Consider the following 13,345-nt stretch of genomic DNA (forward strand, 5'->3'; position numbering starts at 1 on the left):
GATTTAAACCAATGATTGAAACGATAAAGCAAAGAGAAGGCTCTCCACAAAGAAAAAAGCAGTAAGAATATTCCCTTCTCTCTGCTGTACATATTTCAATCTAAGTAACAAAATTTTTGGGGCTGTAGTAGATTAGCCCTAAATTTCACACCATTTTCGCAATATTTTTAACTGCTCTTTTGGTGTCCCAAAGTTAAACCGAAATTCACATTCCTTCAAGAATAAAGGAAAGTTTTTTCGGTTAATTCCATTATATTTTCGCAGTATCCGCTTCGCCTGATTCCAAAAATTTTCAATGCCATTAATATGATTTTGTTTCACCGCAAATAGCTCGGAATGATTGATTCGTTCGTGGTGAAATTCACTCACATCAAGCGCATCATAACTGCGATAAGTGTCCGTATAAACCCAGCTATCAGGCTTGATTTTTCTTTTAATAACAGGGAGTAATGTTTCACTCTTGGTGTTTTCAACCACAACAGTAAATACCTTTCCTTGTCGTTTTAGTAACCCAAAAACAGCAACTTTTCCAGCCGCTCCTCGTCCTCGTCCTCGTTTTCCCTTTCGATGACCACCAAAATAGCTTTCGTCTAGTTCAATTTCCCCCTCAAAAATCTCGTTAACTTCAAGGGATAAATGATAGCCAATCACAAGCCTGATTTTATGGTAGAACAAAGCGGCTGTATTCGGTTGAATATCTAGCAAATTTGCTGCTGTTCTTGCAGTAACTTCTGCGACAAAAAACTCAAGCAGTTTTTTCTGTATGGATTGCTTTAATTTACAATATGTTATCTTCATTTTTGTAGTATAGCATTGTTACTAATCTACTACAGCCCCAAATTTTTTCCTTTCGGCAAAGGGTTTTGTTCTCTCTTTACAGAGAGAACAACAGGGAGTATACTCCCTTGAAGTTGTTGAATATTTAACCTAATTTTAAGGGTGGGAAAATGCTAAAAATGGTAATAAAAATATGAATGGATTAGGCTGTAATTTTAATCGTCTTACAATAAAAAGCGTTATAGGGAAAAGATAAAAAATACAAGCTATCGTAGGTTAAAATAAGTTACACCTGATGCAAATGCTTATGTGCTGTTGAGCCTGTAACGCTATTCTCTTTTTGCGTTCAGTTTGGGAGGATTATAAACATCAATAATGCTAAAACGAATGTTCTCCCCAACGCTGAAAAAGTTCTTCCTCAAGCTCAATGCCAAATTGATCGCATAGGCGGTTAATGCTTTGGTTGATGATGTCGTCAAGGCTTGCTGGGCGGTGGTAAAAGGCGGGCATTAGAGGCATTATGGTTGCGCCAATTTCTGCGGCTTGCGTCATTAAGCGTAAATGCCCTAAATGTAACGGGGTTTCTCGCACACATAAAAACAATGGGTTACGTTCTTTTAAGCACACATCAGCGGCACGGGTAATTAAATCATCTGTGTAGCTGTGGGCGATGCCCGATAAGGTTTTGATTGAACAGGGTAAAATCACCATTCCTAAAGTGCGGTATGATCCTGAAGAAATTGCCGCGCCAATATCCCGCACGTCGTAGGTTTTATCCGCAAGGGCTTTCACCGCTTGAATGCTGTAATCCGTTTCTACCGTGAGGGTTTGTTTGGCAGCATTGCTGATAATCAGGTGGGTTTCGATATTGGTTTGGGATCGCAAAACTTCAAGCAGGCGTACCGCATAAATCGCCCCAGAAGCCCCTGTGATCCCAATAATTAAACGTTGTTTTGTCATTAGCTCTCGTTGTGCATTTCAAGATTGGTTGCGTCTTTTTCACGCTTTTTCTTTGCACTATCATTGCGTAAATCAGCAATTTGGTCAAGATATTCGGCGGTAATATCGCCTGTAATATATTCGCCTGTAAACACAGAACAATCAAAACCTTTAATGGCTGGGTTCTCTTGTTGTACGGATTGGGTGAGTGCATCTAAATCTTGGAAAATCAATTTATCCACGCCGATGAGCTTAGCGATCTCGTCCACATCCCGTCCATAGGCGATCAGCTCATGTTTGGTTGGCATATCAATACCGTACACATTGGGATAGCGAATTTCAGGCGCGGCAGAGGCAAAATAAATTTTCTTCGCTCCCGCAGCCCGTGCCATATCCACAATTTGTTGCGAGGTTGTGCCACGCACAATGGAATCGTCCACTAACAGCACATTTTTCCCTTTAAACTCAGAAGAAATGGTGTTGAGTTTACGGCGTACCGCACTGGCACGCTGAGTTTGCCCTGGCATAATGAAGGTGCGACCCACATAGCGATTTTTCACGAAGCCTTGACGATAGGGCTTGTTTAAAATATGGGCGATTTGTAAAGCAATATCATTGGACGTTTCAGGCACAGGGATCACCACATCAATGTCTAAATCTGGCCATTCACGGGCGATTTTTTCCCCTAAACGCTCGCCCATATGTACTCTTGCCCCATAGACAGAAACGCCGTCAATATAAGAATCTGGGCGGGCAAAATAAACATATTCAAAAATACAAGGGTTGAGCTTTGGTTTGTCTGCACATTGCTGGGCGTAAAGTTTGCCGTCAAAGGTGATATACACCGCTTCGCCCGGCTGAACATCACGCACAAATTCAAAGCCCACCACATCTAATGCTACGCTTTCAGAGGCAAACATATATTCTGTTTTGCCTTTTTCTTCGCGTTTGCCTAGCACCAATGGGCGAATACCATTCGGGTCGCGAAAAGCCACCATTCCGTGTCCGATAATCATTGCGATGCAAGCATAAGCCCCACGAATGTCATTATTCGTAGCTTTAATGGCGTGGAAAATGTCTTCGGCGGAAAGGTGTTGGGTGTAGATGTGGTCTAGGTGGTAAGCGAGAATATTAAGTAGCACTTCAGAATCTGAATTGGTATTAACGTGCCTTCTCGCCCGTTCAAATAAGGTTTTCTTCAGCTGTTCCGAATTGGTTAAATTGCCATTATGCACTAAGGTTAAGCCATAAGGCGAATTGACATAAAAGGGCTGAGCCTCTGAAACGCTTGAACTTCCCGCTGTCGGATAACGAACGTGTCCAATCCCTGCATTGCCTTGCAAACGCAACATATGCACTTGTTGGAAAACATCGCTCACCAGCCCATTGGCTTTGCGTAAGCGAAAACGATTTTCATCGTCAATGGTTACAATTCCTGCGGCATCTTGCCCGCGATGTTGCAACACAGTTAAGCCATCATAAATAGCTTGGTTTACTGGACTTTGACCGATAATACCGACAATACCACACATTTCGTGTTATCCCCTATTGAGTTAATGTTGAGTTTAATAAACTGGAATTTTCCTGAATTTTTTGGAAGAACCATTCCACAATAAAACCAAAGTGCGGGATTAATTTTGATTCTTTCCATAGATCACTTTGGTTGAAATTGGTGAAGGTATCCACAAAGAATAATAAGGCTGCAACGATGAGGACACCTCGCAATAAACCGAAACAGCCGCCTAATACGCGATCCGTGCCTGACAACCCTGTTTTATCCACTAATTGGCTCACAAGATAATTGACCAACGCCCCCATAATTAAGGTTGCAATAAATAAAATGGCAATCGCCGCCCCATTACGCATATAGTTGGATTCAATTTGAGTAAGAAAACTGGCGACATAAGGATAAAAGTGATTCGCCACTAAAAAGGCAACCACCCAACTGGCTAAAGACATCACCTCACGCCCAAAACCACGCAGTAAGCTGACAATAATAGAAAAGGCAATAATTCCGATAATAATAAAATCTATATAGTTGTTCACAGAAATCATCTCTCAACAAAAAGGAGGATATTTATGACCGCACTATTCTAGCAAAAAACGAAAACGTTTGCGTAGCATTATTTGCAGTTTTTTATCCTGAGGGTTAAAAAGTGGCGTACTATATCACCCGCCCTCAAGGGGATCAACACACACACCATCACAGAGATTGCCAAAAATCAGCAGGTAAATGCTTCTGGGCTTTGTGTAATAATTGGGCTAAATCTTGATAAGTTGGCTGATCGACTTTAGCAAGCACACAACCCGCTTTTTCTAATTGTGAAAAAAGGGCTGAAAATTGCACCGCACTTTTCGCAGGCAATGGAGAGCTAGCCCGATTGCCTAGCCAATATAATCCTTGCAAGGGTAAGCACAAGGCAAAAAGTGCGGTTAAAATGGCGGCGGCAAATGCCATTATCTCCTCTTTGGCATAAATCTGTTGCCAAACTAAGGCGAACACGGCGAGAAACGGCATTAGCTTCTGTGCAAATTTTGTCGCTTTAATCACACGGTTTTCAGGGAAGATCATTCCAAGTTTAGGGATTAACGGCCAAGTGTTTAAATAACCTTGCCCTTGTTTAAGTGCGGTGAGAAAATTCATTGTTTTTCCTTTGTTTATGGTTGTCATATTCCCATTATAGCCGATCTCGGTTTAGGACTTCTCGCTTAATTCTTATAAAAATATTTTAATTTTTAATCATTTTTTTGATAAAAATCGTATTTTTTCTAGCTTGAGAATTTATTTTATCTGTTGAAAGGTGTATCCTATATAGGTTTAACGGCTTTATAAATGTCGCTCCGTTTAGGCTATTTAGACGGAATCCTTTTAACTTAATTAAAAATAGGTTACTTATGTCTCAAAAATTAGTTCTCGTACTTAACTGCGGTAGTTCATCACTTAAATTTTCTATTTTAGACCCTGTAACAGGTGAAGAAAAATTATCTGGTCTTGCAGAAGCTTTCCACCTGCCAGATGCGCGTATCAAATGGAAATTACACGGCGAAAAAGGCAATGCAGAATTAGGTGCTGGTGCGGCACATAGTGAAGCACTTGCATTTATTGTGAACAATATTTTCCCATTAGATCCATCATTAAAAGATGAGATTGTGGCAATTGGTCACCGTATTGTTCACGGTGGTGAGAAATTCACTTCTTCTGTAATCATCAATGATGGAGTTATTCAAGGGATTAAAGACGCGATCCAATTTGCGCCATTACACAACCCTGCGCACTTAATCGGTATTGAAGAAGCGTTCAAAATGTTCCCGCATTTAAAAGATAAAAATGTGGCAGTGTTTGATACCGCATTCCATACCACAATGCCTGAAGAAGCATTCCTTTACGCATTACCTTATTCGCTTTATAAAGAACACGGTGTTCGCCGCTACGGTGCACACGGGACAAGCCATTTCTATGTAAGCCAACAAGCGGCTGAGCGTTTAAACGTGCCTGCGGATCAAGTTAATGTAATCACTTGTCACTTAGGCAACGGTGCATCAGTAGCGGCAGTTCGTCACGGCAAATGTATTGATACCTCAATGGGCTTAACCCCATTAGAAGGTTTAGTGATGGGAACTCGCTCAGGGGATTTAGATCCCGCGATCATTTTCTACCTACACGATAACCTAGGTATGAGCGTTGAAGAAATTAACACCCTATTAACCAAAAAGTCAGGTTTATTAGGTTTAACAGAAGTAACTAGCGATTGTCGTTATGCGGAAGATAACTATGAAACCGAAGAGCCTGCCAAACGTGCTTTAGATGTATTCTGCTACCGTTTAGCAAAATATATTGGTTCATATATGGCGGTTATCGGCGAACGTTTAGATGCGATTGTGTTCACTGGTGGTATTGGTGAAAACTCAGGACTTGTTCGTGAAAAAACCTTAGAGCATTTAAAACTCTTCGGCTATAAACTAGATAACGACAAAAACCTTGCAGCACGCTTTGGTAACGAAGGCGTGATCACCGCAGATAACACCCCTGTTGCAATGGTTATCCCAACAAACGAAGAATTAGTAATCGCACAAGATACTGCAAAACTTTGCATCTAATTTTGCAATAAACAGACTGCCGAGTACTTCGGCAGTTTCTTTTTCATTCAGTTTTAACCTTAAGGTTTATTATGTCTCGTACAATTATTCTTATTCCTATCAGCACTGGTGTAGGTTTAACCAGTGTTAGCCTCGGCTTAATTCGTGCCCTTGAAGAAAAAGGTGCCAAAATCGGTTTTATGAAGCCAATTTCACAGCCTAATACCGGTGAAGATAAGCTTGATCGTAGCACCTCAATTGTTCGCACTAGCACTTCTATTGAAACCGCTGAGCCATTTATGCTTAGCGTAGCTGAAAGTTTAATCGGGCAAAATCAATCTGATGTTTTATTAGAGAAAATTGTTGAAAATCACCAACAGTTGGCTAAAAACAATGAAATTATCATTGTTGAAGGTTTAATCCCAACACGTAAACATAGCTATGCCAACAGCATTAACTATGAAATTGCTCAAGCTTTAGATGCTGAGATTATTTTAGTTGCAGCTCCAGCCACCGAAACGCCTGCGGAATTAAAAGAACGTATAGAAGCAGCGGCTTCACAATTTGGTGGTAAAAATAACAAAAACTTACTGGGTGTTGTGATTAACAAATTCAATGCACCAATTGATGAAACAGGCCGTACTCGTCCAGATCTAAGCGAAATTTTTGATGCTTATCAGCACAGTCACAATAATGTATCAGAGGTTTACAAACTATTTGAACAAAGCCCTATTAAAATCTTAGCTTGCATTCCTTGGAGTGCTGAACTCATTGCTACTCGAGTAATTGATTTAGTCAATCATCTTGGTGCAGCAATTATTAATGAGGGTGAAATTCAATCTCGCCGTATTCGTGGCATCACTTTCTGTGCAAGAACATTACCAAATATGGTTGAGCATTTCCGCACTGGGAGCTTGCTAGTAACCTCGGCAGACCGACCTGATGTGCTTGTGGCTGCTGCCCTCGCTGCAAGTAATGGCATTGAGCTAGGTGGTTTACTTTTAACTGGTGGCTATAAAATTGATAACCAAATCAAAAAACTCTGCCAACCTGCTTTTGAAAACTCAGGCTTACCTATCTTCCGTATTGAAGGCAACACTTGGCAAACAGCATTAACCTTACAAAGCTTTAATCTTGAAGTGCCTGTAGATGATAAAGAGCGTATTGAGAATATCAAACAATACACTAGCCAACAATTTGACGCTGATTTCATTACTTCAATCGTTGCTGCCTCATCTCGCCAACGCCGTTTGTCGCCACCAGCGTTCCGCTTCCAATTAACCGAATTAGCACGCCAAGCGAAAAAACGTATCGTCTTACCTGAGGGTGATGAGCCTCGTACCGTAAAAGCTGCCGCACTTTGTGCTGAACGTGGCATTGCAGAATGTGTGCTATTAGCTAACCCTGCAGATGTTCAACGTGTTGCTGAAGCTCAAGGAGTGAAATTAGGTGCTGGGATTACAATTATCGATCCAGCCAGCGTACGTGAAAATTATGTTGATCGTCTTGTCGAATTACGTAAAAACAAAGGAATGACGGAAGAAGCCGCTCGTGAACAATTAGAAGATACCGTGGTTCTTGGTACAATGATGCTCGAAGCAAACGAAGTTGATGGCTTAGTTTCAGGTGCAGTTCATACCACAGCCAATACTATTCGCCCACCAATGCAAATCATCAAAACGGCTCCAAGTAATTCTATTGTTTCTTCTATCTTCTTTATGTTATTGCCTGATCAAGTGCTGGTTTATGGCGATTGTGCGGTAAACCCAGATCCAACGGCAGAACAGCTTGCAGAAATCGCGATTCAATCTGCAGATTCTGCTAAAGCCTTCGGTATTGATCCAAAAGTGGCAATGATTTCCTACTCTACAGGTACATCAGGTAGCGGTGCAGATGTAGAAAAAGTGAAAGAAGCCACCCGCATCGCCCAAGAAAAACGCCCAGATCTGATTATTGACGGTCCATTACAATATGATGCGGCAATTATGGAAGATGTGGCACGTTCTAAAGCACCAAACTCGCCAGTTGCCGGTAAAGCAACGGTGTTTATTTTCCCAGATCTGAATACGGGTAACACCACTTATAAAGCGGTACAACGCTCAGCAGATCTCGTTTCGATTGGTCCTATGCTACAAGGTATGCGTAAACCAGTGAACGATCTTTCTCGCGGTGCATTAGTGGATGATATTGTGTACACCATTGCCTTAACCGCAATCCAAGCAACACAATAAAAACAGCGAAAAAATAGACCGCACTTTGAAATCTGCACAAATTGTGCAGATTTTTAAACTTAGACTAGTCACAAACCTATGATATTTGTCATAGGTTTGTTTTTTATCCCCCACTTAATGAAAAATAGCTTCATACTCATCAGAAATAAAAACGCTCTCCTCTTAGCCAAGGGGAGAACGTTTTATCAACAATTTGATTATGCTAAAGAAGCAATAAGATTATGCGTAATCAATCATAATAAATATTGTAAGTCATCTTGGCTGATATTGTTCCAGCTTTCGGCGTGCTATTTGGTAACTTACGATAATAAACCTCATAACGATGCTTAGGCTTTCGGTTAATAGTTAATGTCTCCTGATTAAATGAGTAAAAACCTGCCGCTTGATTTCCTGTTGGCTTATTAAAAAAATCACCATTTGCTATTAAAGGTTGTCTATAAGTTAAATACTGTCCAGTCACTGAATCTTTTACGCTTAATACAGTCTTTGTAGCCATAGTTTCATCTGAATATAATCTTCCAATTGCCCCAACACGCGGTAGCGTGCCTGTATTTGATGGAGAAAGAGCATCAGTAAAGAGAATATAAGCATTTTTTACACTTCCTCCGGGGCAATTAAGCCCAATATCAAAAGTTTTACCTAGCACTTCGTCATTCTCATTAAGTTCTTTTACAGTCACATCTTTTAGTTTAATCGTTTGGTTATTATTTTCCAGTGTGCAAGTCCGGGCAAAACTAAAGGTTGCCGAATCCGCGGAGGTAATTTTTATCATAGAGAATGAATTATATTTATACTCCCTATTATCTTTATCTTGATAATCCGTTACGGTATTACCTGGTGTCGTTTTATCCACACATAACATCGTAATGATTGCCAATGGCGTGCCTGCTGGAATAGAAATATCCGATGGCGTTGTATTATAGAGAAAAGTATCTTTTAGCTTTAGTCTTAAATCAAATGTCAATGATTGTCCACGCTCAACAATAGCAAATTGATATGAGCTTGCATCATTAATTGTTACTAGACGATTATTTACTTCCAGTAACCTTCTTTCAAAATACTGACTATTTTTTTCTTGTGTATCAAAATATTTAATTTCTAACCAATATTTATCCACTGGATTCATTACACCAGCACGTTGCCTACAGTAGTTTCCCGCCATTATTTCACCTATATTCCAACGATAAACCACCTCATTATAACCAACACGATGATAATTAACGTTAAAATAACGTTCTTGCTTTGGTGGTACTGTCGATCCTCCAACATCTTTCCCTTCAAATATATAGGCAAAAGAAAATGATGGTTTAAACAAAATCACCAAAGCCATCATTGATATAAACCAATGAATTATTTTCCCTTTCATTTTTTCCCCTTTTAATAAAACTGGCATTGTACTGGCACAATAACAGGCATTGTGTTATCGCTCTCTTGTGGCAATTGATAATTGATATGGCAACGTGTTTCGCCCCAAGAAAGTTTTAATTCACCACTTTCTGCAATGCCTCGAGTATAGATTGTGCCACCTTGTGCCACCACACCGACTGATTGATTATTTTGATCAAATACTTCTGTACCTAATGGTGGCAACTCTTTTTCATCATTAGTTAATTCAAAGAAGACAACCGCACCTTGCTCTGTTTCAAAATTCACTAATATTGCTTGATTGGCACGCGGAATTACCGATTGTTCTGTGGCTGATAGCTCAACCGTGCTTGGTAGCGAATTCCCATCCAGCCCTACATAGTTAATTGCGTAAGGTTCAATATAAGGCACAATACCGTTACCGAAGTAATCAATTTTATTACCTACCGAACCATTAATTAATGCCCCTTTTGCACCTTTGGCGTGAATAATTGCAAAACTATCGCCTAAATCATTGGATAATGTAATGCCTTTTGGATGAGCCACAACAGCACCAGATGCACCGAATGATATTTGCTGACTGCCTTTATTATCACGGCTCCAAGAAGCACTAAGGCGTGCTTGTGGGCTTGAGTAGTTATTGTTAAAGGAAATATTACTGTTATCTTTCTGTTTGCTCACTGCAATATTGTAGTTATATTTGCCTTGTTCGCCCAATGACCCATATAACGAAGTTGAGGCGTAATAGCCATTTTCTTTATTATAATTAAGCGTTTGCGAAATATAAGCACTATTAACGCTATTACCTAACGGCAAGGATAATGACAGATAAACTCTTCTATCATTGTTGCCATCACTTGTTTTCCCTTGTGAAAAAGAAAAACTGTAACTGAGTCTTTTATAGCTATTACCATAACCAATTTGGTATTCATTGCGTTTCTCATTGCTATCCCAATAGGTATAGGTGCTACCATTAACATAAACACTTCCCCAATTGTCTTTAAACACTTGGCTGACTGTTACTTGAAATTGATTCTTTGGACGATAATAATATGACGACATATCAATCTCTTGTCTATCAACAAAATCACGATTGTTCGCCAATATCGTATCTTGCAAACTGTAATACTTACGGGATAAATAGCGATATGCTGCCAATGTTACATTTGTATTGGTTGGTTCAATATGGGTGTTATAACTGAAATGAAGGTTATATCCCTTATATTTTTGTTGCGAATCCAAAAGTTTAGCCGTTGAGAATGTTGCATTTCCAGAAAATGCACCAATAGGCGTGTTAATTGCAACACCAATTAATTCTGAATGGTAATTTTTAGCTAAGATTGCACCAAGGTTAAATGTGATATTATTGCTTAATCCATATTGCCAGGTTGCTTGTGCAACATTATCTAAAATTTCATTAGGGGCTGTCCTAGATAACAACTAAAAAATCTATTTAGGTTATAATGAACCAATGAGAAAAAGTCGTCTAAGTCAGCACAAACAAAATAAACTCATTGAGCTATTTGTTGCAGGTGTTACTGCAAGGACAGCAGCAGAGTTAGTCAATGTAAACAAAACGACTGCCGCATATTACTTTCATCGTTTATGCCAACTCATCTATCAAAACAGCCTTCACTTAGAGATGTTTGAAGGTGAAATTGAAGCCGATGAAAGTTATTTTGGCGGTGCTCGCAAAGGCAAACGTGGTCGTGGTGCGGCAGGGAAAATTGCGGTATTCGGGCTTCTCAAGCGCAATGGCAAGGTTTATACCGTTGCGGTTCCAAATACGCAATCTGCCACCTTGTTACCCATTATTCGGGAGCAGGTAAAGCCTGATAGTATTGTTTACACCGATAATTATCGTAGTTATGACGTGCTTGATGTGAGTGAATTTAGTCATTTTCGTATCAATCACAGCACACATTTTGCTGAAAATCATAACCACATTAACGGAATTGAGAATTTTTGAAGCCAAGCAAAACGCCATTTACGCAAATTTAATGGTATCCCAAAAGCGCATTTTGAGCTTTATTTAAAGGAATGTGAATGGCGTTTTAATTACAGCAACATAAAAAGTCAAATTTCTATTTTAAAACAATTGGTTAAAGGGAGTTTAGTCTAGTTATCTAGGACAGCCCCTTTCATTATTATAACGATAACGCCCCGCACTTAATTGATAACGACTATAACCTGGGCGGATTAATTGCGCAGTAGCAGTATATGGCACTGTAAATTTGCGTTTCTCGCCATTTGCTTCTAACACTTCCACCTCAAGATCACCACCATAACCGGTTGGGAATAGGTCATCAATGGAGAAAGCTCCCGCAGGTACAGAAACTTCTCGTAATAGATTACCGTTTTGTCGAACGCTAACAATCGCATTAGTATTGGCAACGCCTCGTATAACTGGTGCATAGTAACGTTCAGAAGCTGCAAGCATTCTATCATCGGATTCTAACTGCACCCCTCGAATTGCGATACTGTCCATTAATCTGCCATTGGTATAAAAATCTCCAATGGTAAATTGACCGCGTAGCAGAGGAACATCGTGTTTAGCATAGGTTGCAATTCGCTGATAGCTCTGTTTTTGTTGATCAGTCCAAGTCTGAGAACCACGATGACGCAATGCCCAACCAAATAAATTAACACCTGCCTCAATGCCCAAATAGGTCTGTTGAGCGTTTATATCTGAATACTTATAACGATAATGTGTTGCATCATAACGCACAAAAGCAACGGGAGTGCCATCTTGCCATTGTGCTGGTGAAATATAGCCCTGTGGACGTTGGGTAATTAGAGCCTGTGCGATATTCACATCTAATCGTAATTGCCCTATATCAAAGCTCGCTGTGGCTTCAGGGACGAGTTCAGAGAAAAACTGACAATTTGCCTTCGTTGCTTTAGGCTTATCTGCCAACGCTTCATTTTTTAAATCTAACAACGTAAGTAATGTTTCTGTCGCACATAGTGCGGTACGTTTTTGATTAGGTACATCAGCATATTGAATATTAATACGCCCAAGCAAATTTTCATTCAAATAAACATCTACAGTATATTCACCTGCTGGCACTGCGTTATCATAACTAAAACGTTGAACATCAACATTTTTTCTACTCTCACTGCCAAACAAAAAATCAGAATCGAACTCCACATATTCATTAGCATAAACATAACTAAACCAACTATTTAACAAAATTAATGATAAATAGCTTAGTTTGAATTTTGTTGGTTTGCTGAAAAATTTAGGTTTTATCATATTTATTATTAATATTGCATAGCACTAGTGCCACTTGGCGTTGCACCATAATCGTTAATAACAGTCCAAGTTACGGTGGTTGCTTTAGCTGGAATCGGTTTATTTAATTGAAAAGTGGCTTGTGAAAACGGTGCTATCATATTCGCACTCAGGGTTTCTGCTGTGCCAATTTTCACTTCTGGATAAGTGATGTAATAAGGAGTTGGATTGTCCACAAACAATTGTTTACCCTGCCCACGCCATTTTACTTGTGAATAGGCATCACTCGGCGAAATTGTTAATTCCACTGGGCGGAAAAAAGTTTGATACGGCTACGCAAGGAAATTTGTAAATAATTTTGATTTTGGTCTTTTGGCTTTGGTGGAATATCTAATACATTTAAATAGAAAATAGATTCACGGTCCTTAGGCAGTGAGGCACCTGTATAGGTAATACGCAGTGTTTGCCCTTTATTTCCATCAATGCGAGAAATCGGCGGTGTAATCACAAAGGGCGTTTTAATTGTTTCTGGTGAAGCTTTCGGATCACCATTGTCAATCCAAGCTTGAACTAAAGAAGGATTAGTTCCCGCATTCGTAAGTTGTACACTTACATTCTTCTGATTAGAAGGATAAATCACACGGGTGCCTGTGATAATCACATTGGCTGAAACAGACATTGCCATAAACGCAATAATGATGGTGAAAAAAAATTTCAACAT

At 39.7% G+C, this 13,345-nt stretch carries 10 protein-coding genes and 2 pseudogenes; 3 read left to right on the top strand and 9 right to left on the bottom strand.

What is annotated here, in order from left to right:
* Nucleotides 1–138: 138 nt before the first annotated feature.
* From DXZ23_RS05400 to yfbV, 5 genes are all read right to left on the bottom strand, one after another.
* Entirely contained in the window at nt 139–798 is a 660-nt protein-coding gene (locus DXZ23_RS05400) for an IS1595 family transposase (RefSeq protein ID WP_017805094.1), read from the bottom strand.
* 357 nt (nt 799–1,155) lie between these two features.
* On the bottom strand, nt 1,156–1,737 hold the full coding sequence (locus DXZ23_RS05405; protein WP_017806542.1) for a UbiX family flavin prenyltransferase: 582 nt from the start codon (nt 1,735–1,737) through the stop codon (nt 1,156–1,158).
* Nucleotides 1,737–3,248, bottom strand: a complete 1,512-nt coding sequence (gene purF / locus DXZ23_RS05410) for an amidophosphoribosyltransferase (RefSeq protein WP_017806541.1) — start codon at nt 3,246–3,248, stop codon at nt 1,737–1,739. The genes DXZ23_RS05405 and purF overlap by 1 nt, the downstream gene beginning before the upstream one ends.
* Before the next feature lie 13 nt (nt 3,249–3,261).
* Nucleotides 3,262–3,771, bottom strand: a complete 510-nt coding sequence (locus tag DXZ23_RS05415; RefSeq protein WP_017806540.1) for a CvpA family protein — start codon at nt 3,769–3,771, stop codon at nt 3,262–3,264.
* Between the two features lie 148 nt (nt 3,772–3,919).
* Complete coding sequence (gene yfbV, locus DXZ23_RS05420) at nt 3,920–4,360, bottom strand: terminus macrodomain insulation protein YfbV (RefSeq protein ID WP_017806539.1); 441 nt, start codon at nt 4,358–4,360, stop codon at nt 3,920–3,922.
* Between the two features lie 251 nt (nt 4,361–4,611).
* On the opposite strand from yfbV, the gene DXZ23_RS05425 reads away from it, so the two are divergent.
* Together DXZ23_RS05425 and pta are read left to right on the top strand one after the other, a co-directional pair.
* Nucleotides 4,612–5,814 (top strand): acetate kinase, encoded by a 1,203-nt coding sequence (locus DXZ23_RS05425; RefSeq protein WP_017806538.1) that lies wholly within the window; start codon nt 4,612–4,614, stop codon nt 5,812–5,814.
* Between the two features lie 71 nt (nt 5,815–5,885).
* A complete protein-coding gene (pta, locus tag DXZ23_RS05430) occupies nt 5,886–8,024 on the top strand; it encodes a phosphate acetyltransferase (RefSeq protein WP_017806537.1) in 2,139 nt (712 codons plus the stop codon).
* 229 nt (nt 8,025–8,253) lie between these two features.
* Here pta and DXZ23_RS05435 read toward each other — a convergent pair whose 3' ends face one another.
* Both DXZ23_RS05435 and DXZ23_RS05440 read right to left on the bottom strand, forming a co-directional pair.
* Nucleotides 8,254–9,390: a fimbrial protein gene (locus tag DXZ23_RS05435; protein WP_017806536.1), complete on the bottom strand. Its 1,137-nt coding sequence runs from the start codon at nt 9,388–9,390 to the stop codon at nt 8,254–8,256.
* An 11-nt stretch (nt 9,391–9,401) separates the two neighbouring features.
* Nucleotides 9,402–10,829, bottom strand: coding sequence for a fimbria/pilus outer membrane usher protein (locus tag DXZ23_RS05440; protein WP_026138557.1), 1,428 nt, complete (start codon nt 10,827–10,829; stop codon nt 9,402–9,404).
* Nucleotides 10,830–10,860: 31 nt separating this feature from the next.
* Here DXZ23_RS05440 and DXZ23_RS05445 point away from each other — a divergent pair.
* Nucleotides 10,861–11,511: pseudogene (locus tag DXZ23_RS05445) on the top strand (IS1595-like element ISHpa1 family transposase).
* On the opposite strand, the gene DXZ23_RS05450 reads toward DXZ23_RS05445, so the two are convergent.
* Together DXZ23_RS05450 and DXZ23_RS05455 are read right to left on the bottom strand one after the other, a co-directional pair.
* Entirely contained in the window at nt 11,512–12,582 is a 1,071-nt protein-coding gene (locus tag DXZ23_RS05450; protein WP_238544420.1) for a fimbria/pilus outer membrane usher protein, read from the bottom strand.
* A gap of 71 nt (nt 12,583–12,653) precedes the next feature.
* Nucleotides 12,654–13,345, bottom strand: a pseudogene (locus DXZ23_RS05455) (fimbria/pilus periplasmic chaperone).

This window comes from Avibacterium paragallinarum (assembly GCF_900450705.1).
In the GTDB taxonomy this organism is placed as follows: domain Bacteria; phylum Pseudomonadota; class Gammaproteobacteria; order Enterobacterales; family Pasteurellaceae; genus Avibacterium; species Avibacterium paragallinarum.